This is a genomic window from Actinoplanes sp. NPDC049548 (assembly GCF_040676695.1).
In the GTDB taxonomy this organism is placed as follows: domain Bacteria; phylum Actinomycetota; class Actinomycetes; order Mycobacteriales; family Micromonosporaceae; genus Actinoplanes.
This window is the reverse complement of record NZ_JBFAPM010000008.1, coordinates 39,781-64,620: the sequence shown is the minus strand read 5'-3', so window position 1 is coordinate 64,620 and position 24,840 is coordinate 39,781. Positions and strand designations below refer to the sequence as shown.

Sequence of the window (24,840 nt, the reverse complement as noted above, 5' to 3'; positions counted from 1 at the left end):
ACCTACTTCTTCGAGACGACTGCGGCGACCTTGGAGATGGGCTCGGCCAGCGCGTTGATCGCGTCGGACAGGCCCTTCAGCTCGGCCTCGCTGAGCTGGTTGTGCAGCTTCCAGCCGTCGCCCGCGCGGTGCTTGGCCAGCGCGGCGTCGACGTTGGCGAACTCGCTGTCGAGCGTCTTGACGAGGGCGGGGTCGCGCTCCTCCAGCACCGGGCGCAGCGCGGCGATGGCCGCCTTGGAGCCCTCGACGTTGGCGTTGAAGTCCCACAGGTCGGTGTGCGAGTAGCGGTCCTCCTCGCCGGTGATCTTTCCGGTGGCGACCTCGTCGAGCAGTTCCTTCGCGCCGTTGGCGAGCTGCAGCGGGGAGAGCTTCTCGGCGTTGGCCTTCGCGACGATCTCCCTGACGTCGGTCAGCAGCTGGTCGGCGATCGGCCCGTCCTTGGCGAGGTTCGGCTTGGCCGCCCACAGGTCCTTCTCGAGGCGGTGGAAGCCGGTGAACGGCATGCCCTCCTCGATGACCTCCTCGCGCCCGTCGATCTTCGGGTCGAGGTCGCCGAAGATCTCCGCGACCGGCTCGATGCGCTCCCAGTACGTGCGGGCGACCGGGAACAGCGCCTTGGCCTTCTCGACGTCCTTCGCCTTGACCGCGGCCACGAACTCCTCGGTCTTGGGCAGCAGCGCGGCGGTCTGGCTCTTCACGTACCGCGAGTAGCTGCTGGTCGCCTCGGCGAGCTTGGCGTCGGCGGTCAGCGGGGCGGCCGAGCCGGAGACGGTGAAGGCGGCGCGGATGCCCTTGCCGCTCATGCCGGGCTTGCAGGCGGTCTCGTACGTGCCGGCGGGCAGTTCGACGTGCAGCTCACGGGAGAGGCCGGGGGCGATGTTCTCGACCTCACCCATGATCCGGTCGCCGGGGGCGTACACGTAGAACTCGGTGACCTTGTTGCCGCCGTTGGTGATGGAGAAGACGCTGGTGCCCGCGTCGACCGTGCTCTTGGCGATGTCGCAGGCGGTGTCCGACGCCTTGACGGCGATGGGACCACCCGCCGCCGAGCCGGCCGTCTTGTCGTCGGTGTCGCCGCTGCTGCAGGCCGCGAGGGTGCCGCCGAGGAGGCCGGCAGCCGCCAGCGCGAGCAAGGGGGTGGGACGCATGGAACGGTTCTCCTATTGCTGAGGCGCGGGCGCCGGGGCGGGGGTTTCACGGGCGGGCACCGGCGCCGCCTTGCGCGCGGGCCAGAGGAAGACGGCGAGGACGGGGATCCCGTACGCGGCCCAGGCGATGGTCTCCAGCACCGACGCCGTCGGGGTGATGTTGAACATGCCGGTGAGCAGCGCGGTGTACCAGGCGTCGGGGTTGAGCACGCCGCTGACGTCGTACGCCAGGCTGTTGAGCCCGGGCAGCACGTTCCCCTCCTGGAAGTCGTGCACGCCGTACTTGAGGATGCCGGCCGCCACCAGGATGAGCAGCGCACCCGTCCACGTGAAGAAGACCGACAGGTTGATCCGCACGGCGGTGGCGAACATGAGCCAGCCGATGACGACGGCCGAGGCGATGCCGGCGAGCAGGGAGAGCAGCGGTCCGGTGTTGGACGACGCGCCCTGCACGGCGGAGTAGAAGATCAGCGAGGTCTCGAGGCCCTCGCGGACGACCGCGAGGAAGGCCATCACGGCGACGGCGAGGGAGCCGACCGCGAGCGCGTCCTGGAGCTTGCTGCGCAGCTCACCCGCGATGGAGCGGGCGGCCTGGCGCATCCAGAAGATCATCCAGGTGACGAAGCAGACGGCGAGGACCGACGTGACCGCCTCGAAGAGCTCGCGGTGCTCGCCCTTCTGCAGCAGCGTGGTGGAGGTGTAGGTGAGCAGCCATCCGAAGAAGACGGACAGCGCCACGGCGAGCCCGACGCCGGCCCACACCTGCACGAGGCGGTCCTTGCGCTGGGCCTTCACCAGGAACGCGATGAGGATGCTCACCACAAGCGTGGCTTCCAACCCCTCGCGCAGACCGATGAGGTAGGTGGCGAGCATGGCACTCCGTTTGCTAAGGCAGTCCTAAGTAAGGCTCGGCATACCTTAGCTGCCGACGAGGCCGTTTCGTCAAGCTGGGTCGGCTATCCGCCAGGTCACAGGCGACGCGGGCGGCCAGGCGACCGCCCGCACGGGAGGATCAGCGATCGAACTCGCCGGCGCGGACCCCGGCGATGAAGTCCGCCCACCCCGGCATCGCGAACTCGAGGACCGGGCCGGAGACGTCTTTGGAATCCCGGACGAAGATCGAGGTAGCCGCCGTGGCGACCTCCACGCAGTGCCCCGCCGCCCCGCTGCGGGAGCTCTTCCGCCAGGTGAGAGCCAGATTTTGCAAGATCATGCCCTTTCACGAATGGTTACTCGTGCGCTTCAACGATGATCTAATCAATCGAGTTCTTCGCCTGTTCGAGCGATGAGCTCCCGCGTCTCCCCCGGCGACAGGGCGCGCTGCCGAAGGTCCGCGAAAGCCTTCCGGTACACCTCGACGTCGGCCTCCTTCGTCCGCAACTGGCCGCCGATGAGGTCCTCGCTGTGCACGACGGGCGGCCGGTCATCGAACTCGAAGATGACGAACGCCTCGGTCAGCGCGGCGTGCGAGCCGGCGGAGAAGGGCAACACGTGCAGCTCGACGCCGGGGCGCCGGCTGGCGTCGTACAGGCGCTGCAGCTGACGCCGGAGCACCTGCGGGCCCCCGACCTGGCGGCGCAGCACGGCCTCGTCGAGAACGACGCACAGCCGGGGCGCCGGATCCCGGGACAGGACGCTCTGCCTGGCCATCCGCAACGCCGTGCGCCGCTCCAGCGTCTCCTCGTCGCGCACGTCGGCACCGGCCCCGATCACCGCGTGGGCGTACTCGTCGGTCTGCAGGAGGCCGGGCACGAGCTGGGCTTCCCACTCGCACATCAGTGTGGCCTCGGCCTCGAAGGCGACGTACTCGTCATAGCGCTCGGCGACCGACGACCGGTACGGGGCCCACCAGACCCGGGCGCGTCCGCGGCCGGCGAGCTCCCGCAACCGCGCCCGCTCCGCGGGCGACGCGCCCAGCTCGCGCGAGAGCCGTTCCAGGTCTGTGTCACTGATCCCGGTACGCGCCGTCTCGATGCGGCTGAGCTTGGACTCGGACCAGCCGAGCGCACCCGCGACGTCGGCGCCCCGGCGCTCACCGCGCAGCCGGCGAAGCTCGTCACCCAGCTCCCGGCGCGCGGCCATCGATGTCGGTCTCGCCACGCGCCCACGGTACCGGTCACTCAGTGCAACTTGCATGGCACTTTATGCACTTGCACATCTGGCGGGACCGTGTGCTAATGGGAGAAGAGGTACGAACTTGGTGCATGCGCATCGCCTGCGGGGGCGGCGCGCGGACAGAAAAGCGAACCGGCGGCGGCAACCACCGGTTCGCTTTTCCACGCGTCGGCCGATCAGTAGCGGTAGTGATCCGGCTTGTACGGTCCCTCGACGGCAACGCCCAGATAGGACGCCTGCTCCTTGGTCAGCTCGGTCAGCTTCACGCCGAGCGCGGCCAGGTGCAGCCGCGCGACCTTCTCGTCCAGGTGCTTCGGCAGCACGTAGACCCCGACCGGGTAGTCCTCGATCCTCGTGAACAGCTCGATCTGCGCGATCGTCTGGTTCGAGAAGCTGTTGCTCATCACGAACGACGGGTGGCCCGTGGCGTTGCCCAGGTTCAGCAGGCGGCCCTCGGAGAGCACGATCACCGAGTGGCCGTCGTCGAACTTCCACTCGTCGACCTGCGGCTTGACGGTCACCCGCGTGACGTCGCCCCGACGAGCCAGCCCGGCCATGTCGATCTCGTTGTCGAAGTGGCCGATGTTGCCGACGATCGCCTGGTGCTTCATCCGCGCCATGTGCTCGTTCGTGATCACGTTGAAGCAGCCGGTGGCGGTGACGAAGATGTCCGCCGTCTCGACGACGTCCTCCATCGTCGCGACCTGGTAGCCGTCCATCGCCGCCTGCAGCGCGCAGATCGGGTCGACCTCGGTCACGATGACCCGCGCACCCTGACCCCGCAGCGACTCCGCGCACCCCTTGCCGACGTCGCCGTACCCGAAGACGACCGCCACCTTGCCGCCGATGAGCACGTCGGTGGCCCGGTTGATGCCGTCGATCAGCGAGTGCCGGCAGCCGTACTTGTTGTCGAACTTGCTCTTGGTCACCGAGTCGTTGACGTTGATGGCGGGGAACAGCAGCGTGCCGTTCTGCTGCATCTCGTAGAGCCGGTGCACGCCGGTGGTGGTCTCCTCGGTGACGCCCTTGACGCCGGCCGCGAGCCGGGTCCAGCGGCGGTCGTCCTCCTTGAGGGACCGGGCGAGCAGCTTGAGGATGACCGCGTACTCCTCGGAGTCGGCGGTGTCGGCCGCCGGCACGGCGCCCAGCTTCTCGAACTCGGCACCCTTGTGCACGAGCAGCGTGGCGTCACCGCCGTCGTCGAGGATCATGTTGGGGCCCTCGCCGTCCGGCCAGAGCAGCACCTGCTCGGTGCACCACCAGTACTCCTCCAGCGTCTCGCCCTTCCAGGCGTAGACGGGGACGCCCGCGGGGCTCTCCGGCGTACCGTCGCGGCCGACGACGATCGCGGCGGCAGCGTGGTCCTGCGTCGAGAAGATGTTGCAGCTGGCCCACCGCACCTGCGCGCCGAGGGCGGTGAGCGTCTCGATCAGGACGGCGGTCTGGATGGTCATGTGCAGCGAGCCGGTGATCCGCGCTCCGCGCAACGGCTGACTCGGGCCGTACTCCTTGCGCAGCGACATCAGGCCGGGCATCTCATGCTCGGCGAGCTCGATCTCCTTGCGGCCGAACGCGGCGAGCGACAGGTCGGCGACCTTGTAGTCACCGTCGGCCACGGACATGGGACGCGTGCTGGTCATCATGCTCCTGAGATACGGGGAACGGCAGCGATCCACTCTACGCGCGGCATTTGTCCGGGTGGGGGGTGGCTGGGCTCCTTTTTCGGTACGGGCACAGAGTCCCCGACCGCAACACCGTGCCGGACTGCTCCACGGGTCGGCACCCCGCACCGCCGGCACGGAACAACTGGTCCACGGGGTCAACACCGATCGCCCGCAGCACCCAAACAACTGCCCCACGGCGTCAACACAAGCACCCGCGGCACCCAAACAACCGCCCCACGGGGTCAACACCAAGCACCGCGGCACCCCAAACAACTGCCCCACGGGTTCGATACCAGGCACCCGCGGCACCGAACAGCGGGTTCACCGGGCCGGACGCCGGGCACACCGGGCCCGAACAGCGAACGAGGCGACGGGTCAAAGACCCGCCGCCCCGTTCATCCCCCCGGTTTGGTACCGCGCGCGTCCGTGGGACCCCCCGATCACCATTGACGCTGCGTGTTGATAGCTTCACACTCAGCAGTCATCGGTGTCAAGCAAATCCTGATATTTCCTATTTCCTCGTCTTGGGCTGGGCCGACGACCCGCGGCGTCAGGCCACCGTGCGGCTCAGAACTGCCAGATGGCAGCTGCCTCACCGCTGAACGAACTCACCTTCAGCACCACCTTGACGTGCTTGCTCAGGTCACGCGGCACGTCGAAGTAGACCTTGCCGGAGGTCTTCTCACCGGGGTTCAGGCCATCAGCGTCGAACTCATCGTCCGCGGAGTACACGCGCTGCGACTCGTACACCGTCCCGTCGTCCGCCACGAGTTTGAAGGCGTCGGTGTCGAGCTCGGTGACGCCCTTCTTCCCGGTCACCGCGACGACGACACTGACGAACATGCCCTTCTTGGCAGTCTGGTACTCGCTGGGCTTCTGATTGCGGCGCAACTTCGTCACCGAGAGCGCGTACTTGTTCTCGCCGTTGTGACTGGTCATGAGGATCTCGGTGCCCGCCGCATCGGGAGTCACCTGCGGAGAAGAGGTCTCTGAAGGCTCCGGCTCTTCCGAGTCCGTCGGCTCTGCCGGCTCCGTCGGCGGAGCACTGGGCTCGGTGTCGGCAGCCGGCGCCTCGGTGTCAGCAACGGGTACCGTCCCGGCGGCGGCCGGCGCCTTGTCGCCGAACACTCCGGTGACGGGCAGGTCGCAAGCCTTCTGCGCCTCGCGCACGTGCGTGTTCACCGAAGCGATCGCCGTCATCATCTCCGCGAATCCGGGGTCGTCGGTGCGCAGCAGGTCGATATCGGCGACCAGACCGTCGACAGCATCTCTCAGGTCCGGCTTCATCACGAGCATGCGGGATGCCGTGCGGAGCTCCGACTGGGTCTCAGCGAGCGCGTCTTGGGCCCCGTCCGACGCGCCGCCCTCGTTCTTGGACGTCGAGGAGGCTTTCTCGCTCAGCTTGCCGATCGTCGTGCACACCTTGTCGGACGCGTACGCGGTGGAGGCGAATGCCGTGCCGGTGCCCAGCAGGAGAAGCGCGCCCACGGCTCCGGCTATGATCATCGGCCGTCGCCGGAGCGGCGTGGCCGGAGCCGAACTCGACGGAATCACCATGTACGGGGGCGGCGAGCCGTTGACGTAACCAGCCGTGACCGGACTCCAGCTCGGAGCGGGTTCCTGTCCGGGATGGTGATTGGCGTGTGTCCCAGGGCCGCCTGTTCCGGGCAGGCCATAGCTCGGCGCCGAAGCAGCCGATGAGCCGGGCTGTGCCGAGGGCGTCCCCGCGGAGCTGTGGGGCTCATGGCCGGATGGGTCGGGATAGCGCCAGTCACCGCTTGTCATGACAGCCTTCCTGATGCACGTTCGCGGGGTCCGCCGGGTCGATGGACGCGATACCTGTCGACCCCGTGCGCGCCCGACCTGAGCGTTCAGGTCGGCCCTGGACCTTGCGATGACGACATTGCACCGGCGCTGCTACGGATGCACATCCCACGGCAGAAGCGGACGCAGGGCCAGGCACTCCCCCACCGGCCCTGAAAGGGTTCCGGCCGCGCCAGGGCCGCCGACCTCATCCGCTGCCAGCGGCCCCATCCACGATCGCGGCTGACTGCGCGCCTTACCTGGCGACGGTCGCTACGTACACCTCTCCGAGGCCCGCCACCGTCGCCGGCCCCGTCTCCGCCGGCACGTAGGCCGCCGTGCCCGGCGTGACCTCGACCGGCGTACCGTCCACCGCTTCCGCCACGAAGACATCCCCGGCGGTGCCGAGCACGATGCGCGGCCCCTCCCCCGGCAGCGGCTGCGGAGGGGTCGACGGGCCGAGGGTCACCCGGTACAGCGCGAACTCGCGCACCGGCACCCGCCACGTCTGCACGCCCGGTCCCACCTCGGTCGCGGGCAGGATCGGGTCGTCCAGGACCTCGAAGCGCAGCACGCGCAGCAGCTCGTCCACGTCCACGCGCTTCGGGGTCAGGCCGCCTCGCAGGACGTTGTCGCTGGCCGCCATGATCTCGACGCCCGTGCCGTTCAGGTACGCGTGCAGGTTGCCCGCCGGCATCCAGATCGCCTCGCCGGGCGCCAGCCGTACGTGGTGGAGCAGGAGCGCCACCAGCACACCCGGGTCCCCCGGATAGTGCCCGGCGAGGTCGGTCGCGAGCGGGGACGTGCCGGCCGCCACCACCTCGTCGACCAGCGCGGCGCGGTCGTCGGCCGGCCAGGTCAGCAGGGTGCGTACCGCGTCGGCGAGGCCGGACACGCCCCGGCGCAGCGCCTCGGTGACCGGCGCGAGCCGCGCGATGCCGAGCGCCTCGAGGGCGTCGGCCGACTCCTCCGGCGGGCGGAAGCCGCACAGGGCCTCGAACGGCGTGAGCGCGACCAGCATCTCCGGCTTGTGGTGGGCGTCCGTGTAGTTCTTCGGCGCGGCCGGGTCGGCCTCCTGCGCCGCGAAGGCCCGGCGGGCGTAGTCGGCGTCCGGGTGGGCCTGCAGGGACAGCGGGGCGGCCGCGGCGAGGACCTTCATGAGGTACGGCAGCCGGGCGCCGAACTCGTCCGCGATCTCGGCGCCGAGCTGCCCCTTGGGGTCGTCGGCGATGAGCGTCGCCAGGCTGACCGGCCCGTCCGGTCCGGTGACCGTCGACGGGTCGCCGGGATGGGCGCCCAGCCACAGCTCGGCCTCGGGGCTGTCGCTGGGCGCGGGACGGCCCTGCAGCTCGGCGATCGCGGTGCGTGAGCCCCAGGCGTACGGCCGGATCACTCCGGTGAGCGGAAGTACAGCAGCCACCGGGCCGCCCCCGTTTCGTGTGTCGTCAGGTGGTGACGGCCGCGTCGGCCGAGCTCGCCGGCGTCGACTTGGCCGGGCTGTAGATGTCCGGCTCGAGGTAGATGACCCGGGCGATCGGCACGGCCTCGCGGATGCGGACCTCGGTGTCGTTGATGTGCCGGGCCACGTCCTCGGCGCGGTCGGTGGGCGGGACGGCGATCTTCGCCGCCACGAGGAGCTCCTCGGGGCCCAGGTGCAGCGTCTTCATGTGGATGATGCACTCGACGCCGTTGGTGCCGGCGATGGCCTGCTCGATCTTGGCCACGTCCTCCGGGTTGGCACCTTCGCCCAGCAGCAGGCTCTTGGTCTCCAGGGCCAGGATCGCGGCGATGGCCACGAGCAGCAGTCCGATGGCCGCCGTGCCGATGCCGTCCCAGACACCGTTGCCGGTGATCAGGGTGAGCACCACGCCGAAGAGGGCGAAGACCAGGCCGAGCAGCGCGCCGGCGTCCTCCAGCAGCACGACGGGCAGCTCGGGGGCCTTGGCCCGGCGCACGAACTCGACCCAGGAGGTCTCGCCGCGGGTGTGGTTGGACTCCTGGATGGCCGTCTTGAAGGAGAAGCCCTCCAGGCCGATGGCGATCACCAGTACGACCACCGGCACCCACTGCCACTCGTGGATGCCCTCGCGGTGCTGGATCTTGTGCCATGCCTCGTAGAGCGCGAACAGGCCACCGACGGTGAAGAGCACGATCGACACGATGAACGCGTAGATGTAGCGCTCACGGCCGTACCCGAAGGGGTGTTGCGGGGTGGCCTTGCGGGTCGCGCGCTTGCCGCCGAGCAGCAGGAGCGCCTGGTTGCCGGAGTCGGCGACCGAGTGGATGGACTCGGCCAGCATCGACGACGATCCGGTCAGGAGCCAGGCGACGAGCTTGGTGGCGGCGATGCCCAGGTTCGCGGCGAGGGCCGCGAGGATCGCCTTGGTGCCTCCGCCGGCGCTCACTGCAGTGCCTCGGGCATGGGATTCGACAGTTCCTTCATCTCGTTGATGGCGGGCACGGCCATGGGGTCGAGGTCGTGCGCGAGGGCCAGGTAGATGGATGCGAAGTCGGGTACGGCGGTGAGCGACGCGAGCCGTTCCAGGGCCGAGCCGCCCTCGGCGGTCACGACGTCGCAGCGCACGCCGCGGCGCTCGGCGAGGATCTGCACGGCGTCGGCCCGGCGCTCCTCGACGGCGACCGGCTCGTCGGCCTCGTCCTGCGGGTTGAGGCCGCCGTCGCGCATGACGACCAGGCGCAGCCGCGTGGTGGCCTCCTGCTCCTCGTCCGGGTCGGCGAAGATGTCGCGGGTCGACTCGGCCAGGCCCCCGAAGGGCCCGTCGAGCAGGCCCACCCGGCCGCGGCCGGCCTCGCCGAGCGCGCCGGCCATCACCGGGTAACGGGCGTTCGCGGCGAGCGTGTCGGCGAACCGGCGTGCCGCGACCGTGGCGAGCGGCGAGGAGCCCCACACGATCGGTACGGAACCGGCCAGGTCGAGCGCGAGGGACTTCGCCGGGTTGACGAAGGACTCGGCTCCCGGACGGCAGCGCTCGGCGTCGGCGTCGAGCCGGGCGGCGGTCTCGGCGAGGTCGGCCTCGTTGACCTTGACCAGGCCGAGACTGCGGGCGGCGAGCAGCACCGGCACCGCGAGGCCCCACAGGCTGGCCCGGGCGGGCGCGCGCCGCGGCACGGGGATGAACGGCGCCCGCGCCCGCTCGGCGACCGCCTGAAGCTCGGAGTCGGGGTTGCCGATCGCCACCAGGCGGGCGCCCCGGCGGGCGGCGGCGTCGGCGGCGGCCAGCGCCTCGGGGCTGCGCCCGGACGCGGACACGGCGATGACCACGTCGGCCGCGCCCACCCAGCCGGGCACCCCGGCGCTGCGGTGGCCGATGACCGGCACCGGGCAGCGGGGCCCGGCCACGGTGGCCAGGATGTTGCCGGTCAGTCCGGCCGTACCGATGCCGGCGACGACCACCGCGCGGGGCCGGCCCTCGTCGGCGAGCACGCTCAGGTTGGCCTCGGCGGCCAGCGCCGCGGACTCCCGGACCTGCGCGCCCGCGGAGGCGGTGGCCCGCAGCATGCCGCCGGGGTCCTTGGCGAGCATCGCCTTCTCGTCCTCGAGCAGCGACTCGTCGGCGACGCGGCGCCCGGTCAGGCCGGCCGTGCCGTCGTCAGGGGTGACCATCAGGCCACCTCCCCGGCGGGTCCGGCCGGGTGCAGCGGCGACTGCGGATCGAGGGCCACCGAGCGGCTCCTTCACGTACGCGGGCGTTGAACGGGAACCAGGTGATCCTAACCGTGGACGCCGCTGAGCACCGGGCAGGCGCTGTCCGTCAGGCCGTGGTCCCGGCCGCCGGACCGGTGCCGGGCCGGGCCTCGTCCAGCAGCAGCACCGGGATGTCGTCGCGCACCTCGAAGACGCGGCCGCACTCCGTGCAGGTCAGCGTCTGCTCCGCCGGGTCGTGCTCCAGCGGGGCGTGGTGCGTGTCCGGGCAGGCCAGGATGTCGAGCAGTTGCGGATCGAGGGCCACCGGACGGCTCCTTACGGGTGCGTTGTCAGGGACCTCGCGATCCTAGCCGCGGACGATGGCGAGCACCTCGTCGCGGAGGGCGGCCATCCGGTCCGGCTTGGGCGCCTCGACGTTCAGGCGCAGCAGCGGCTCGGTGTTCGAGGCACGCAGGTTGAACCAGGCGCCGTCGCCCAGGTGCGCGGTCATCCCGTCGAGCTCGTCGAAGGTCGCGTCCGGGAACGCGGCCCTGACCTCGGCGATCTTCGCGGCGGCGTCCGCGACGGTCGAGTTGATCTCGCCCGAGGCGGAGTAGCGCTCGTACTCGGCGGCGAACTCCGACAACGGCCGGTCCTGGCCGCCGAGCGCGGCGAGCACGTGCATCGCGGCGAGCATGCCGGTGTCGGCGAACCAGAACTCGCGGAAGTAGTAGTGGGCCGAGTGCTCGCCACCGAAAACGGCGTCCGTGCGGGCCATCTCGGCCTTGATGAAGGAGTGCCCGACCCGGCTGCGTACCGGCTCGCCGCCGCTCTCCTTGATGATCTCGGGCACGGCCGCGGAGGTGATCAGGTTGTGGATCACCGTGGCGCCGGGATACTTGGCGAGCTCCCGCTTCGCCACCAGGGCGGTGATGGCCGACGGTGAGACCGCGTCGCCGTTCTCGTCCACCACGAAGCAGCGGTCGGCGTCGCCGTCGAAGGCCAGGCCGATGTCGGCGCCGTGTTCACGGACGGCCGCCTGCAGGTCGACCAGGTTGGCCGGGTCGAGCGGGTTGGCCTCGTGGTTCGGGAACGAGCCGTCCAGCTCGAAGTACAGGGGCACGATCTCGAGCGGCAGCGCGGGCAGCAGCTGGTCGCCGAGCACGGCCGGCACGGTGTATCCGCCCATGCCGTTCCCGGCGTCGACGACCACCTTGAGCGGGCGGATGCCGCTGAGATCGACCAGCGAGCGCAGGTGCTTCCCGTAACCCTCGAGCAGGTCGACCTGCTCGATCCGCTCGGGCATCTCGGCCACGGCGTCCAGGTCGCCGAGCAGCTCCTCGGCGCGCAGCCGGACGATCACCAGGCCGCTGTCCTGGCCGACCGGCTTGGCGCCCGCGCGGCACAGCTTGATGCCGTTGTACTGGGCGGGGTTGTGGCTGGCGGTGAACATGGCACCGGGCAGGCCGAGCGAGCCGGAGGCGTAGTACAGCTGGTCGGTCGACGCGAGCCCGATGTGCACGACCGCCGCACCGGCCGAGTTGGCGCCGTGGGCGAACGCGCGGGCGAGGGCCGGACCGGTCTCGCGCATGTCGTGGGCGATGACGATCTTGTCGGCGTCGTCGCCCGACTCCCGCAGCATCTCCACGAACGCGGTGCCCAGCGCGCAGGCCACGGTCTCGTCGAGCTGGTCGGGCACGACGCCACGGACGTCGTACGCCTTCACGAGCTGGGACAGATCAGTCAACGCACACCCCTCGGCAGTTTTCCCGTCCCGCCGAGACTAACCGAGCGCAGGTGCCGGGCAGGTCGCAATCGCATGGCGTCCCCGTCTCGAGGCGGTTACCGCAAGGCGTCACGGCAGGCGCGGTCAGCGAGCCGGGTGGACTCGGGCAACCGAAAGCGGGAGGCGAGCCGCAGCGTCAACGTGCACGCGCCGTCGAGGTCCATCCGATGTCCGACAGACACGAAAACCGGCTTCACCCCCGTCCGGGTACGCAGCACCGCCCCCACCGTCTCCCCGCCGTCGATCAGGTCGGCGCGGGCGCCCCGCCGATCGTCCGGCTGCTCCCACGAGCCGACCAACGGGGTCTTACCGACGCCGAAGGCCGGCAGCCCGGTCAGCACCCCGAGGTGACAGGCCAGCCCGAAGCGCCGCGGGTGGGCCAGGCCGTGCCCGTCGCAGATGAGCACGTCCGGTTGCACCGTGAGCTTGCCGAGCGCCTCCAGGAGGGCGGGCACCTCGCGGAAGGCGAACAGCCCCGGCACGTACGGAAAGGCGGCCTCGCCCCGCACCACGGCGGTGTCCACCACCCGCAGGTCGGCGGGGTCGAGCACGACCACCGCGGCGGCGAGCCGGCGGCCGTCCTCGTGGTACGCGACGTCCAGCCCCGCCACGGTCGCCGGCTCGGCCGGTCCGCCGCCGAGGACCAGCCGGGACCGCAACGCGTCCTGGGTCGCCAGGGCCTCCTCCTCCGTACGCGGCCAGGCGCTCAGAGCTCCACCCCGGTGAGCACCATGACCCGCGGCTCGGTGTAGTCCTCCATCGCGCTCGCCACGCCCTCGCGGCCCACGCCGCTGCCCTTGACCCCGCCGTACGGCATCTGGTCGGCGCGATACGACGGCACGTCGCCGATGATCACGCCGCCGACCTTGAGCCGGCGATGCGCGGCGAACGCGGTCTGGAGGTCGTGGGTGAAGACGCCCGCCTGCAGGCCGTACGCCGAGTCGTTGATCGCCGCGAAGCCCGCCTCGTCGGACGGCACCTCGGAGACGACCAGGACCGGCCCGAACACCTCCTCGGCCACCACCTTGGCGTCGGCGGGCACCCCGGTCAGGATCGTCGGCGGGTACGTGGCACCGTCGCGCTTGCCACCGGCCACCACTGTGGCACCGGCCGCCACCGCCTCGTCGACCCAGGACTCGACCCGGCGGGCCGCCTCCTCGCTGATCATCGGGCCGACCTCCACCGCGGGGTCCGACGGGTCGCCGGTGTGCAGCGCCTCGACCGCCGCGGTCAGCCTCGGGAGCAGGTCGAGGCCCTCGTGGACGTACACGCGCTGGACGGCGATGCAGCTCTGCCCCGCCTGGTAGGTGCCGAAGGTGGCGACCCGCTGGGCCGCCCACTCGAGATCCTTGTCGCTGCCGTAGTCGCCACAGAGCAGCACCGCCGCGTTACCGCCCAGCTCGAGGGTGACGTGCTTGTCGGGGGCAGCCCGGCGGATCTCCGCGCCCACCGGCCCGGAGCCGGTGAACGACACGATCGGCAGCCGCGGATCGGCCACCAGCGCGGAGGCGCGGTCGTTGGGGACCGGCAGGACGGAGAAGATGCCGGCCGGGAGGTCGGTCTCCGCCAGGATCGAGCCGAGCAGCAACGCGGTCAGCGGGGTGGCCGGCGCGGGCTTGAGCACGATCGGCGCACCCACCGCCAGCGCCGGGGCGATCTTGTGGGCGACGAGGTTGAGCGGGAAGTTGAACGGCGAGATGCCCAGCACCGGCCCGCGCGGCACCCGCTTCACGACCGCGACGCGGCCCGTGCCGCCGGGGTCGGTGTCGAGGCGCTGCAGACCACCCGCGAACCGGCGGGCCTCCTCGGCGGCCCAGCGGAAGACCGAGACGGCGCGGTCCGCCTCCACCAGCGCCCACTTGACCGGCTTGCCGTTCTCCGCGGTGATCAGCTCGGCGATCTCCTGGCGGCGCTCGGCGATGCGGCGCGACACGTGGTCCAGCGCGGCCGCGCGCACGTGCGCGGGCAGGGCTGCGGCCTCGTCGGCGACCCCCGCCGCGGCCGCGACCGCGGCCTCGACCTGGTCCGGCTCGGCCCAGGTGGTCCGCCCGACCGTCCGGCCGTCATAGGGATGCGTCACGGTGACCTCGTCGGCCCCGTGCGCCGGTGCGCCTGCCACATAGAAAGCTGTCGCGTCCACGCCGCCAGCCTATGCCGCGGAGCCGTGGCTGAGCAGGGGCTGTGGACAAGGCTCCGGTGTTGTCGGAACGGGTGATGCGGGTCACGATGGGGTGTCTGGAGGTGGCCCATGTCCAACCCCTGGCTCGCGCTCGACCGCGGCACCGACCCCGCGGAACGGATCAGCCAGGTCGGCCGCGCCCACGAGCTGTTCCTGACCGGGGAACGACGCGTCCACCAGGTGCGCTCCGTGGTGGTCGACTCGTGGCGGCGCTCGGCCGGCGCCCTGGTCAGCCCCGACAGCACGGCGCCCATCGAGCTCACCGAGGGCGAGCTCGAGGCGTACCGGGCGGCGCACCCGCTGGCCCGCGTCCTGCCGATCTTCCGGGACCTGCTGGGCGGCCTGGCCGACGACGGCGACCACCTCATGGCGGTCTGCGACGCGCACGGGCGGCTGCTCTGGGTGGAGGGACACGCGTCGGTGCTGCGCCCCGCGGAGTCGATGAACTTCGTGCCGGGTGCCCGCTGGGACGAGGCGCACGCCGGCACGAACGCGCCCGGCACGGCCCTCGCCGTCGACCACCCCCTGCAGATCTTCGCCACCGAGCACTTCAGCCGCGGCGTGCAGCGCTGGACCTGCGCGGCGGCACCGATCCACGATCCGGCGACCGGTGCCCTCCTCGGCGCGATCGACGTGACCGGCGGCGACCATCTCGCCAACCCGCACAGCCTCGCGCTGGTCCGGGCCACCGCGCTCGCCGCGGAGGCCTATCTGGGCAGTCATCTGCAGCCGGACACCACCACGGTGTCACTGCTCGGGCGCGAAGACGCCGTGGTGGCGGTCGGTGGGCGCAAGCTACGGCTCGGCCGCCGTCACTCGGAACTCCTGTGCCTGCTTCTGGTCCACCCCGACGGGCGTACCGGAGATCAGTTGGGTTTCGATCTCTACGCCGACGATCAAAACCCGGTGACGGTACGCGCAGAGCTGTCCCGCCTGCGCCGCATCCTGGGACCGTCGCTGCTGGACTCCCGCCCCTACCGCCTGCGGGGCGAGGTGTCGGCGGACTTCCTCGACGTCACCCGGCTGCTCGATCGCGGCCTGGTCGCGGAGGCCCTGACCGCCTACACCGGCCCGCTGCTCCCCTCGTCCGACGCACCCGGCGTCGTGCGGCTGCGCCGCCTCCTCGACTCCCGCCTGCGCACGGCGATCCTCGCGGCCGGCGATCCGGGTCTGCTCCAGACCTGGCTCACCACCGCCTGGGGATCCGAAGACCTGGAGATGTGGGAGGCCTACGCCGCCGCCCTTCCTCCTAGCTCCCCCGCTCGCCTCCTCGCCGACAACCGCGTGGCCTCGCTTTCGCTCGACTACGGGCTTGCAACGTCTGTGCAACGTCTGCGTCGTTAGCGTCCGGCGCATCCCCCTCGGATACGGAGGTCGTGCGTCATGACTGTCTACTCCCCGCCCGGTTCCGACGGCGCGATCGTCGCCTACGAGTCCCGGTACGACCACTGGATCGGCGGCGAGTACGTGCCGCCCGTCAAGGGTCAGTACTTCGGCAACCCCTCCCCGGTGACCGGGCAGGACTTCTGTGAGATCGCCCGGGGTACCGCCGACGACGTCGAGCGCGCCCTCGACGCGGCGCACGGCGCGGCCGACGCGTGGGGCCGCACGTCGCCCTCCGAACGCGCGAACATCCTCAACAAGATCGCCGACCGGATGGAGGCGAACCTCGAGAAGCTCGCGGTCGCCGAGACGTGGGAGAACGGCAAGCCGGTCCGGGAGACCATGGCCGCCGACATCCCCCTCGCGATCGACCACTTCCGCTACTTCGCGGGGGCGCTGCGGGCCCAGGAGGGCACGCTCGGCGAGATCGACGACGACACCATCGCCTACCACTTCCACGAGCCGCTGGGCGTCGTCGCGCAGATCATCCCGTGGAACTTCCCGATCCTGATGGCGACCTGGAAGCTCGCGCCCGCGCTGGCCGCCGGCAACGCCGTGGTGCTCAAGCCGGCCGAGCAGACCCCGGCCTCGATCCACTACTGGATGTCGCTCGTCGCGGACCTGCTGCCGCCGGGCGTCGTCAACATCGTCAACGGGTTCGGCGTGGAGGCGGGCAAGCCGCTGGCGTCGTCGAAGCGCGTCGCCAAGGTGGCGTTCACCGGCGAGACCACCACCGGCCGCCTGATCATGCAGTACGCCTCCGAGAACATCATCCCGGTGACCCTGGAACTCGGCGGCAAGAGCCCGAACATCTTCTTCGAGGACGTCAGCCGCGCCGACGACGACTTCATGGACAAGGCGCTCGAGGGCTTCGCGATGTTCGCGCTCAACCAGGGCGAGGTCTGCACCTGCCCGTCGCGGGCGCTGGTCCAGCAGGGCCACTACTCGGACTTCCTGGCCGCCGGCGTCAAGCGGGTGGAGAACATCAAGCAGGGCAACCCGCTGGACACCGACACCCAGGTCGGCGCGCAGGCCTCGAACGACCAGCTCGAGAAGATCCTGTCCTACCTGGACATCGGGCGGCAGGAGGGTGCGAAGGTGCTCACCGGTGGCGCCCGGGCAGACCTGGGCGGGGATCTGTCCGGTGGCTACTACGTGCAGCCGACCATCTTCGAGGGCTCGAACTCGATGCGGATCTTCCAGGAGGAGATCTTCGGGCCGGTGGTCTCGGTGACCTCGTTCAGCGACTACGAGGACGCCATCAAGACCGCCAACGACACCCTGTACGGCCTCGGCGCCGGCGTCTGGACCCGGGACATCAACCTCGCGTACCGGGCCGGGCGCGACATCAAGGCCGGTCGGGTGTGGACGAACTGCTACCACCTGTACCCGGCGCACGCCGCGTTCGGCGGGTACAAGCAGTCGGGCATCGGCCGGGAGAACCACAAGATGATGCTGGACCACTACCAGCAGACGAAGAACCTCCTGGTCAGCTACTCCCCCAAGGCCATGGGCTTCTTCTGATGGGTGCCCGGGTGGACGTGACCCCCGCGGCGGCTGAGCTGATCCGCTCGCTGCGGGGACAGCACGGGCCGTTGATGTTCCACCAGTCCGGCGGCTGCTGCGACGGCAGCGCCCCGATGTGCTACCCGGACGGGGAGTTCCGCACCGGCTCCAGCGACGTGCTGCTGGAGGAGCTGCACATCGACGGGGTGGCCGAGCCGGTGTCCTTCTGGATGAGCACGTCGCAGTTCGAGGCCTGGAAGCACACCCATCTCACGGTCGACGTGGTGCCGGGCCGCGGCAGCGGCTTCAGCCTGGAGGCGCCCGAGGGCGTGCGCTTCCTGATCCGCAGCCGCGTGCTCACACCGTCGGAGCTGGCTTCTCTCCTACCGCAAAGCGGAAGTGGTTCACCAGCCGATAACCCCCGACCTTCCTCCGGTACGGGGTAGCCGCGGCGAGCACCCTCGCGGCGAGCCCGGGATCCTCGCCGAGCAGAATGCCCCGGACGAGCGCGTCGTCGTCCGGGGCTTCCCACGGCACCTCGGCGAGACCCTCCACCACGTCGACGAGACCCCCGTCCTCCAGCAGCTCCCGAAGCCCACCGGGCAGCCGCAGATCGCCGTCGGGCCGCGGCGGCCCGTCCTCGAGCGCGCGTTCGAGGGCGTCCAGCTCGTTCACCGCGGCCTCCGCCCAGTTCGCCACCGCCACGTGACCGCCGGGCACGGTCACCCGCACCATCTCGGCCAGGGCGTCGTCGGTGTCCTCGGCGAACTGCAACGCGTTGAACGACGTCGCGAGATCGAACGTGCCGTCCTCCCACGGCAGCTTCTCCGCGCCCCCGAGCCGCACGTCCGGCGTCCGGCCGCGGGCCAGAGCCACCATCCCGGGCGCGGGATCGATGCCGGAGGTCGTCATACCGCGTTCGCCGCAGTACGCCAGGAAGTCGCCGCTGCCGCAGCCCACGTCGAGGACGCGCGCTCCGGGAGGCGTACCGCTCGCATCCAGGACGGCACGCCAGGCCGGCTCGGCGAACCCGCCCCACAGCTCGGCCCAGCCCTCGGCCACATCGGACCAGCGGCCCGGATCTGCTCCGTTCACGAACCCCTCACCTTCTCCCCGAAGCGTGCCACCTCGGCGCCGCAACGCCCCCGTCACGGCGTCGGCCGACCATATTTCTCTCCGTCCTGGTTCCCGTGTTGCGGACGGAGTTGCGGCGATGCGTACCCCCAAGGTGTTGATGACCGGCCTGACGCTGGCCCTGGCCGGACTGGCCGGACTGGCCGGCTGCGGCACGGCCGTCGACCCGAGCTGGGTGGCCGCGGCGCCGGCGGCCTCCTCGGCGCCGGCGACGACCCGCCCGACCCCGGCCCACTCCCACTCGGCCGCGCCTTCCCACCCGGCTGCGTCCGCGTCCTCGTCCCCGTCCTCTTCGCCGTCGTCGGACGCCGACGGAGCCGACGTGCCGGTCAGCGTGGATCCCGAGCCGACCAAGACCAAGGAGCAGCACCACGGCGGGCCGGCGAACAGCCTCATGAAGACCGGACAGGCCGGGGTGGCCCTCACCTTCGACGACGGCCCGGACCCCGTGCAGACGCCGAAGATGCTGGACCTGCTCAAGAAAACGCACGTCAAGGCGACGTTCTGCCTCGTCGGCCAGAACGTGGCCGCGCACCCGGACCTGGTCCGGCGCATCGCCGCCGAAGGACACACCCTCTGCAACCACACGTGGCGGCACAGCTTGACGCTCGGCAAGAAGAACGCGTCGGTGATCCGCGCCGATCTTCAGCGGACGAACGACGCCATCCGGGACGCCGTGCCGGGTGCGGAGATCAGGTACATGCGCGCGCCCGGCGGGAACTTCACGCCCGAGTTCGTCGCGCAGGCCCGCGAGCTCGGCATGACCTCCATCTACTGGCAGGTCGACCCGCGGGACTGGGACCACCCCTCGGGCGAGTCGGGCGACGCCCACCAGGCGAAGGTGATCCACGGGGTCAAGCAGCACGTCAGCAAGGGCGCGATCGTGCTGTCCCACGACTACGCCCAGCCGGGGACGATCAGCGCGTACGAGACGCTCATCCCGTGGCTGAAGCAGCGCTACACGCTGATCGCCCTGCCGTGAGTCGCAGCCCTCAGTGCGAGGGCGGGATGACCCGGAGGTGGCCGCGGCGGCCGGTCTGGTGGCCGGGGAGATTGTCGTGCTCCTCCGGGCGCGGCGGCGGGGCCGGGCGGGCCGCCTCACGAACCGCGTCGGCCAGGGCGACCAGATCGTCGGTCGTGGGAGGCGGGGGCGCGAAGTCACCGTCGTGGCGCACGAGCTCCCAGCCGCGCGGCGCGGTGAGGCTGCGCGCGTGGGGTTCGCAGAGGTCGTACGTGTGCGGCTCGGCGAACGCGGCCAGCGGACCGACCACGGCCGTCGAGTCGCTGTAGACGTAGGTCAGGGTGGCGACCGCCTGTCGGGGACAGCCGTTGCGGGAGCAGCGCCGTGGGGACCTCACGGCGGCACGTTATCTCTAAGCGCGCTCGCGCGGGGCCGATGGTGCCGCGACACGCCGACCCACCATGCATCACGATTTCGACATGGCGTTCCGACACGCCGTCCCATTGGGGCGAATTCCCGGTGACGAAACGCGCCCGGCACAGCCTGACCACGTCCGAAGCGCTCGGCGGGCTAGGCTGGTCGCGTGACCACCAGTCCCGACCGCCGCCGGGCCGGATCCGATCCCGGCCGGTCCGCGCGTACGCCAGGACCGGGCCGACCCGCCCGCCGTGACCGGCACGGCCGCGGGCTGCGCGGCCGGCTCGTCCCGGCGACCGTGCCGCTCGCCCGGACCAAGGCGGAGATCTTCGACGATCTCGTGCTCGACACGGTCGAGAGCCTGGAACGCCGGTACGCCAAGGAGCTGGCCGGCGTGGAGTTCGCGGTCGAGGACGTGCCCCCGGAACTGAACGTGTACGACTCCGATGTGCTCGAGGACGGCGAGGTGCCCCTGGCCCGGCTGCTGCCGGGCCGGCCCGGCCGCCAGGAGCTCCCGCCGCGGATCGTGCTCTACCGGCGGCCGCTGGAGTTCCGGGCGATGGACCGCGAGGACCTCGCCGACCTCGTCCACGATGTGATCATCGAGCAGGTCGCCAACCTGCTCGGCGTCGATCCCGACGAGCTCTCGTAGGACGGCCCCCCGGCGTCCGCACGAGAGCCGCCGCTCACGCCACCCGGCGCTTGAGCTTGCGTCGCTCCCGCTCGGAAAGACCGCCCCAGATGCCGAACCGCTCGTCGTGACCGAGGGCGTACTCGAGGCATTCCGCCTTCACGTCGCAGCGGCCACAGATGCGCTTCGCCTCGCGGGTCGAACCGCCCTTCTCCGGGAAGAATGCCTCAGGATCGGTCTGCGAGCACAGCGCCCGCTCCTGCCACTCGGGCGCGTCCCCGAGCAGGTCTACTCCTTCTACCTGCGTTTCCATCGGCGTGCCTCCTTCTCCGCGCCGGCAGCGATGCCAGCACTGACCCCCCACGCACGCGGCGTGTTTCTTGCGGGAAATACGCGGTTCGCGGCGCATCTTTCCCACAACCCCACCCGAAATTACACGCGTGTAAGACGTGCGTCGTCAAGCCGAACCTGATAAATAGGCCCGTTATCCCGAGGCGCCGTCGCCACCTCACGGTCCCGTTCCAGCCCTATCTCTCAGAGCCGCCGAGAGGTAACGCACAGTCGGCGCGTCGCGTCCAAATTACCCCAATTTGTAATCTTGCTGCCAGGGGGTCCGGTCACCGAGACGGCCCGCAGCACGACTAACGGGCCGATGTGGGCCCGGCCACTGCCGCCCGAAGGCCCGACGACCAGACGGGTGCCGCCGACCGCACCGCCTCGGCCGGGAGCGGCGCGGCCGGAGACGGCCCGGCCCAAGACCGCCCGGCCCAGGACCGCCCGGCCCGAGACCGTCCGGCCTGAGGCGGCGCGGCTGGCGGTGAGGGCGGCTGGGGCGACGCGGTCCGGGGGCCGCCGAGGGCGACGCGCGACCCCCTACTGGCGGCCGTAGACGGTCGTGCGCTGCACCGCCGGGCGGCCCGCCGCCGCGGCCAGCTCCTTCAGCTCGGTGACCGTTCGCGCCGAGCCGTGTTCCGAGCCCGCCATCCGCGAGATCGTCTCCTCCATCAGCGTGCCGCCGAGGTCGTTGCAGCCGCCGTTGAGCATCGCGACCGTGCCCTCGTCGCCGAGTTTCACCCAGGAGCACTGGATGTTGTCGATGCGGCCGTGCAGCAGGATGCGGGCCATCGCGTGCACGACCCTGTTCTCGCGCCAGGTCGGGCCGGGGCGGGCGATGCCGGCCAGGTAGATCGGCGCGTTGGTGTGGATGAACGGCAGCGCCACGAACTCGGTGAAGCCGCCGGTCACGTCCTGCACTCCCGCGAGGACGCGGAAGTGGCCGAGCCATTGGCGGGGGTGGTCGACGTGGCCGTACATCATGGTGGAGCTGGAGCGGATGCCGAGCTGGTGGGCCGTGGTGACCACGTCGATCCAGGTGGCCGCCGGGAGCTTGCCCTTGGTGAGGACCCAGCGCACGTCGTCGTCGAGGATCTCGGCGGCGGTGCCCGGGATGGTGTCGAGGCCGGCGTCGCGCAGCTCGGTGAGCCACTCGCGCACTCCGACACCTGCCTTGGCCGCGCCGGTGACGATCTCCATCGGGGAGAACGCGTGGACGTGCATGGCCGGTACGCGTTGTTTCACCGCTCGCACCAGATCCGCGTACGCGGTGATCGGCATTTTGGGGTCGATGCCGCCCTGCATGCAGACCTCGGTGGCACCGTCGCGCCACGCCTCCTCGGCCCGGTCGGCGACCTGCTCGACCGACAGCCTGTACGCGTCGGCGTCCCGCTCGCGCTGGGCGAAGGCGCAGAAGCGGCACCCGACGTAGCAGACGTTCGAGAAGTTGATGTTGCGGTTGACGACGTAGGTGACGTCGTCGCCGTTGACCTCGCGGCGCAGGTCGTCGGCGATGCGGGCGAGCTCGTCCAGCGCCGAGCCGTCCGCCTGGAACAGGGCCATGGCCTTGTCCTCGTGCTCCGGCAGCAGCAGCCGGGCCGGGTCCTCGGCGGCCAGACGCAGCCCGGCGAGCACATCCGTCTCGATCCGCTCGGTGGTGTCGGTGGTGATGTGCGCCGCCACTTCCGTCCAGTCACCGTAGACGGAGTCGAAGTCGCCGCGGCGGTCGCTCGTGCGGCCCTCGGTGTCGATCGTCGCGAACAGGTCGGTGCGGCCGCCCGCGTACGCGTCGTCGGGCTCCTGCCACGGCAGGCCCGCCGGCATCGCGTCCTCGCGGGCCAGCCCGGACGCCTCGGCCAGCGCGGCGACGTGGGCGGCCAGGCGCGGGTCGAGCCAGCCCTCGCCGCGGCGGATGTACTCGGGGTAGATGGTCAGCCGTTCGCGCAGCTCGAAGCCGGAGCGCGCCGACATGTCGCGCAGCAGCTCGATCTGCGGCCACGGACGCTCGGGGTTGACGTGGTCGGGGGTCACCGGGGAGACGCCACCCCAGTCGTCGATGCCGGCGCGCAGCAGCAGGTCGTACTCGCCCGCGATGAGGTTGGGCGGGGCCTGGACGCGGGCGCGCGGGCCCATGATGATCCGGGCCACCGCCACGGTCGCGGCGAGCTCGCGCAGCTCGGCGTCCGGCATGCCGCGCATCGCCGTGTCCGGCTTGGCGCGGAAGTTCTGGATGATGATCTCCTGGATGTGGCCGTACTCCCGGGCGGTGCGCCGCATCGCGAAGATGGCGTCCGCGCGCTCGGCGCGGGTCTCGCCGATGCCGATGAGGATGCCGGTCGTGAACGGCACCCCGACCCGGCCGGCGTCGTCGAGCACCCGCAGGCGCACAGCGGGTTCCTTGTCGGGCGAGCCGTAGTGCGGGCCGCCCGGCTCCGACCACAGGCGGGTGGCGGTGGTCTCGAGCATCATGCCCATGCTGGGGGCGACCGGCTTGAGCCGCTGCAGCTCGGCCCAGCTCAGCACGCCGGGGTTGAGGTGCGGCAGCAGCCCGGTCTCCTCGAGCACGGCGATCGCGCACGCGCGCACATAGTCCAGCGTCGAGTCGTAGCCCCGCTCGTCGAGCCACTGCCGGGCGGCCGGCCAGCGTTCCTCGGGCTTGTCGCCCAACGTGAACAGCGCTTCCTTGCAGCCCTGCGCGGCGCCTTCGCGCGCGATGGCCAGGACCTCGTCACGCTCGAGGAACGCGGCCGGCAGCCGGTGCGGCACGGTCGCGAAGGTGCAGTAGTGGCACCGGTCGCGGCACAGGCGGGTGAGCGGGATGAAGACCTTTTTCGAGTACGTGACCACACCCGGGCGACCGGCCTCACGCAGCCCCGCGTCGCGCACGCCCCCGGCGATGCTCAGCAGGTCGTCGAAGAGCCCACCCTCGGCCGCGAGCAGGGCCGTCGCCTCGTCGGCGTCGATCGCCCGGCCGTCGGCGGCCCGCTTGAGGGCGCGGCGGATGCTGGCTTCGGTCGGCGGAATGTCCACAGCTGCCACCCGTGCAGCCTAGGCCGGAAAGAAGCCGGCTGCCGCTGAGGTCACGGCCGTTGCGCAGTGGTCTGGGACACTCAGCCCCGCGGCGGCTCCTCGCCCACGATCCGGGTGCGGTCCTCGTCGTCCGCGCGGGAGGGGATCGTCTGGGTCGGATCGGCGGGCCCGGCGGGCGGCTGCGGCTGCGGGTACGCAGAGGATGCGCCGGGAGCGGGCGGGGCGTAGGCCGGGCCGCCGTGCGGATGACCGGGAGCCGGGGCGAACGGTCCCGGCGGCGTTCCCGGTGCCGCTGGCGTTCCCGGGGCCGGAGGCGCGGAGGCCTGCTGCACAGTGGGTTGCTGCGCGGTCGGCTGCCCCCAGACCGGCTGACCCCACGCCTGCTGACCCGGCTGCGGCTGACCAGGCTGGTGCTGACCAGGCTGCGGGTGGCCCGGCTGGTGCTGACCAGGCTGCGGCTGACCGGGAGGGAACCCGGGCGGCGGGAACCCCGGCTGGCCCGGCTGCGGCGGGTAGCCCGGCTGACCGTACGGCTGCTGGCCCCACTGCTGCTGCGGGGGCTGCCCGTACACACCGGGCTGGGGCTTCGGCTTGGGCGTGTAGTACAACGTGCGCCAGATCAGGAACACCGCGTACGCCGCGACCGCGAAGACCGCGAGCCAGGCCGCGCGCACGAGCACCTCCTCGAGGGCGACCCGGATGCTGAAGCCGGCGATCTTCACGATGCCGATCAGGAACCCGAAGACGACCGCGAAGAAGCCGGCCACCGCGTACTCCACCAGGGCGGCGATGGTGATCAACCGCGCGTGCGGGTGCCGGGGCTCGACCAGCGTCGCGAGCAGCACCGCCGCCAGCGGCAGCGCGATGATCTCGACGTTGACGTAGCTGTAGAAGCTGTTCTGCACCCGGGTGAGGAAATCCTGCCCCACGTCGGACGGGACGAGCCGGATGATCGCCACGAAGAGCCAGACGGCGGGAGCGGCCACGAGGGCGTACGCGGCGATGTCGCGCAGCTGGCGGATCACCGGGAGGACCGGCCGGGCCTGCGGGGGCTGTGGCGTACTGGTCACAGCGGCTCTCCTGATCTGGCGAGGTGAACAAGTC

General features: G+C 71.2%; 23 protein-coding genes. 5 read left to right on the top strand and 18 right to left on the bottom strand.

Features of this window, described 5'->3' with window-relative positions; translation table 11 throughout:
* Positions 1 to 2 precede the first annotated feature (2 nt).
* The 13 genes from efeO to AB0J80_RS17625 form a co-directional block, all read right to left on the bottom strand.
* Positions 3 to 1,148 carry an iron uptake system protein EfeO gene (efeO, locus tag AB0J80_RS17685; RefSeq protein WP_364705748.1) on the bottom strand — a complete coding sequence of 382 codons (1,146 nt, stop codon included), beginning with the start codon at positions 1,146 to 1,148 and terminating at the stop codon, positions 3 to 5.
* 12 nt (positions 1,149 to 1,160) lie between these two features.
* On the bottom strand, positions 1,161 to 2,021 hold the full coding sequence (gene efeU, locus AB0J80_RS17680) for an iron uptake transporter permease EfeU (protein ID WP_364705746.1): 861 nt from the start codon (positions 2,019 to 2,021) through the stop codon (positions 1,161 to 1,163).
* A gap of 139 nt (positions 2,022 to 2,160) precedes the next feature.
* Entirely contained in the window at positions 2,161 to 2,361 is a 201-nt protein-coding gene (locus tag AB0J80_RS17675; RefSeq protein WP_364705744.1) for a DUF397 domain-containing protein, read from the bottom strand.
* Positions 2,362 to 2,405: 44 nt separating this feature from the next.
* On the bottom strand, positions 2,406 to 3,248 hold the full coding sequence (locus AB0J80_RS17670) for a helix-turn-helix transcriptional regulator (RefSeq protein ID WP_364705742.1): 843 nt from the start codon (positions 3,246 to 3,248) through the stop codon (positions 2,406 to 2,408).
* 191 nt (positions 3,249 to 3,439) lie between these two features.
* Positions 3,440 to 4,906 carry an adenosylhomocysteinase gene (ahcY, locus tag AB0J80_RS17665; RefSeq protein WP_364705740.1) on the bottom strand — a complete coding sequence of 489 codons (1,467 nt, stop codon included), beginning with the start codon at positions 4,904 to 4,906 and terminating at the stop codon, positions 3,440 to 3,442.
* Positions 4,907 to 5,494: 588 nt separating this feature from the next.
* On the bottom strand, positions 5,495 to 6,712 hold the full coding sequence (locus AB0J80_RS17660) for a DUF4352 domain-containing protein (protein WP_364705738.1): 1,218 nt from the start codon (positions 6,710 to 6,712) through the stop codon (positions 5,495 to 5,497).
* Between the two features lie 274 nt (positions 6,713 to 6,986).
* Entirely contained in the window at positions 6,987 to 8,150 is a 1,164-nt protein-coding gene (gene manA, locus AB0J80_RS17655) for a mannose-6-phosphate isomerase, class I (protein WP_364705736.1), read from the bottom strand.
* Positions 8,151 to 8,175: 25 nt separating this feature from the next.
* Positions 8,176 to 9,135 (bottom strand): cation diffusion facilitator family transporter, encoded by a 960-nt coding sequence (locus AB0J80_RS17650; protein WP_364705735.1) that lies wholly within the window; start codon positions 9,133 to 9,135, stop codon positions 8,176 to 8,178.
* The gene (locus AB0J80_RS17645; RefSeq protein ID WP_364705733.1) at positions 9,132 to 10,355 is read right to left on the bottom strand and encodes an SIS domain-containing protein; all 1,224 of its coding nucleotides are present in this window, start codon (positions 10,353 to 10,355) and stop codon (positions 9,132 to 9,134) included. The genes AB0J80_RS17650 and AB0J80_RS17645 overlap by 4 nt, the downstream gene beginning before the upstream one ends.
* A gap of 148 nt (positions 10,356 to 10,503) precedes the next feature.
* Positions 10,504 to 10,701 carry a Trm112 family protein gene (locus AB0J80_RS17640; protein WP_364705732.1) on the bottom strand — a complete coding sequence of 66 codons (198 nt, stop codon included), beginning with the start codon at positions 10,699 to 10,701 and terminating at the stop codon, positions 10,504 to 10,506.
* A gap of 42 nt (positions 10,702 to 10,743) precedes the next feature.
* On the bottom strand, positions 10,744 to 12,123 hold the full coding sequence (locus tag AB0J80_RS17635) for a phosphomannomutase/phosphoglucomutase (RefSeq protein ID WP_364705730.1): 1,380 nt from the start codon (positions 12,121 to 12,123) through the stop codon (positions 10,744 to 10,746).
* 95 nt (positions 12,124 to 12,218) lie between these two features.
* On the bottom strand, positions 12,219 to 12,839 hold the full coding sequence (gene nfi, locus AB0J80_RS17630) for a deoxyribonuclease V (RefSeq protein WP_364706303.1): 621 nt from the start codon (positions 12,837 to 12,839) through the stop codon (positions 12,219 to 12,221).
* Positions 12,840 to 12,868: 29 nt separating this feature from the next.
* Entirely contained in the window at positions 12,869 to 14,302 is a 1,434-nt protein-coding gene (locus tag AB0J80_RS17625; protein ID WP_364705728.1) for an aldehyde dehydrogenase family protein, read from the bottom strand.
* 108 nt (positions 14,303 to 14,410) lie between these two features.
* On the opposite strand from AB0J80_RS17625, the gene AB0J80_RS17620 reads away from it, so the two are divergent.
* The 3 genes from AB0J80_RS17620 to AB0J80_RS17610 are packed head-to-tail and all read left to right on the top strand — an operon-like array spanning position 14,411 to position 17,676.
* Entirely contained in the window at positions 14,411 to 15,685 is a 1,275-nt protein-coding gene (locus AB0J80_RS17620) for a GAF domain-containing protein (RefSeq protein ID WP_364705726.1), read from the top strand.
* Between the two features lie 39 nt (positions 15,686 to 15,724).
* Complete coding sequence (gene adh / locus AB0J80_RS17615) at positions 15,725 to 17,248, top strand: aldehyde dehydrogenase (protein ID WP_364705724.1); 1,524 nt, start codon at positions 15,725 to 15,727, stop codon at positions 17,246 to 17,248.
* Complete coding sequence (locus AB0J80_RS17610; RefSeq protein WP_364705723.1) at positions 17,248 to 17,676, top strand: DUF779 domain-containing protein; 429 nt, start codon at positions 17,248 to 17,250, stop codon at positions 17,674 to 17,676. Before adh ends, AB0J80_RS17610 begins: the two co-directional genes overlap by 1 nt.
* On the opposite strand, the gene AB0J80_RS17605 is transcribed toward AB0J80_RS17610, so the two are convergent.
* Positions 17,588 to 18,325, bottom strand: coding sequence for a class I SAM-dependent methyltransferase (locus tag AB0J80_RS17605; protein WP_364705722.1), 738 nt, complete (start codon positions 18,323 to 18,325; stop codon positions 17,588 to 17,590). The two genes, AB0J80_RS17610 and AB0J80_RS17605, sit on opposite strands and share 89 nt — an antisense overlap.
* Positions 18,326 to 18,443: 118 nt before the next feature.
* Here AB0J80_RS17605 and AB0J80_RS17600 point away from each other — a divergent pair, with 118 nt between their 5' ends.
* Positions 18,444 to 19,346 (top strand): polysaccharide deacetylase family protein, encoded by a 903-nt coding sequence (locus AB0J80_RS17600; protein WP_364705720.1) that lies wholly within the window; start codon positions 18,444 to 18,446, stop codon positions 19,344 to 19,346.
* 10 nt (positions 19,347 to 19,356) lie between these two features.
* Here the strand turns inward: AB0J80_RS17600 and AB0J80_RS17595 are convergent, their stop codons facing one another.
* The gene (locus tag AB0J80_RS17595) at positions 19,357 to 19,722 is read right to left on the bottom strand and encodes a DUF3499 domain-containing protein (protein WP_023358955.1); all 366 of its coding nucleotides are present in this window, start codon (positions 19,720 to 19,722) and stop codon (positions 19,357 to 19,359) included.
* Positions 19,723 to 20,013: 291 nt separating this feature from the next.
* Between AB0J80_RS17595 and AB0J80_RS17590 the strand changes: the two genes are divergently transcribed.
* Complete coding sequence (locus tag AB0J80_RS17590) at positions 20,014 to 20,394, top strand: metallopeptidase family protein (protein WP_263024449.1); 381 nt, start codon at positions 20,014 to 20,016, stop codon at positions 20,392 to 20,394.
* A gap of 34 nt (positions 20,395 to 20,428) precedes the next feature.
* Here AB0J80_RS17590 and AB0J80_RS17585 read toward each other — a convergent pair whose 3' ends face one another.
* From AB0J80_RS17585 to AB0J80_RS17575, 3 genes are all read right to left on the bottom strand, one after another.
* Positions 20,429 to 20,686: a WhiB family transcriptional regulator gene (locus tag AB0J80_RS17585; RefSeq protein ID WP_189078882.1), complete on the bottom strand. Its 258-nt coding sequence runs from the start codon at positions 20,684 to 20,686 to the stop codon at positions 20,429 to 20,431.
* Between the two features lie 560 nt (positions 20,687 to 21,246).
* A complete protein-coding gene (locus AB0J80_RS17580) occupies positions 21,247 to 23,736 on the bottom strand; it encodes a bifunctional FO biosynthesis protein CofGH (RefSeq protein ID WP_364706300.1) in 2,490 nt (829 codons plus the stop codon).
* An 80-nt stretch (positions 23,737 to 23,816) separates the two neighbouring features.
* Positions 23,817 to 24,806 (bottom strand): hypothetical protein, encoded by a 990-nt coding sequence (locus tag AB0J80_RS17575; protein ID WP_364705718.1) that lies wholly within the window; start codon positions 24,804 to 24,806, stop codon positions 23,817 to 23,819.
* Between the last annotated feature and the right edge of the window lie 34 nt (positions 24,807 to 24,840).

Bases quoted from the DNA above. Each gene is read 5' to 3' on its own strand.
- efeU (WP_364705746.1), bottom strand. From the start codon at position 2,021: ATGCTCGCCACCTACCTCATCGGTCTGCGCGAGGGGTTGGAAGCCACG.
- AB0J80_RS17610 (WP_364705723.1), top strand. From the start codon at position 17,248: ATGGGTGCCCGGGTGGACGTGACCCCCGCGGCGGCTGAGCTGATCCGC.
- AB0J80_RS17585 (WP_189078882.1), bottom strand. From the start codon at position 20,686: ATGGAAACGCAGGTAGAAGGAGTAGACCTGCTCGGGGACGCGCCCGAG.
- adh (WP_364705724.1), top strand. From the start codon at position 15,725: ATGACTGTCTACTCCCCGCCCGGTTCCGACGGCGCGATCGTCGCCTAC.
- AB0J80_RS17600 (WP_364705720.1), top strand. From the start codon at position 18,444: ATGCGTACCCCCAAGGTGTTGATGACCGGCCTGACGCTGGCCCTGGCC.
- AB0J80_RS17675 (WP_364705744.1), bottom strand. From the start codon at position 2,361: ATGATCTTGCAAAATCTGGCTCTCACCTGGCGGAAGAGCTCCCGCAGC.
- AB0J80_RS17620 (WP_364705726.1), top strand. From the start codon at position 14,411: ATGTCCAACCCCTGGCTCGCGCTCGACCGCGGCACCGACCCCGCGGAA.
- ahcY (WP_364705740.1), bottom strand. From the start codon at position 4,906: ATGATGACCAGCACGCGTCCCATGTCCGTGGCCGACGGTGACTACAAG.
- AB0J80_RS17660 (WP_364705738.1), bottom strand. From the start codon at position 6,712: ATGACAAGCGGTGACTGGCGCTATCCCGACCCATCCGGCCATGAGCCC.
- AB0J80_RS17645 (WP_364705733.1), bottom strand. From the start codon at position 10,355: ATGGTCACCCCTGACGACGGCACGGCCGGCCTGACCGGGCGCCGCGTC.
- efeO (WP_364705748.1), bottom strand. From the start codon at position 1,148: ATGCGTCCCACCCCCTTGCTCGCGCTGGCGGCTGCCGGCCTCCTCGGC.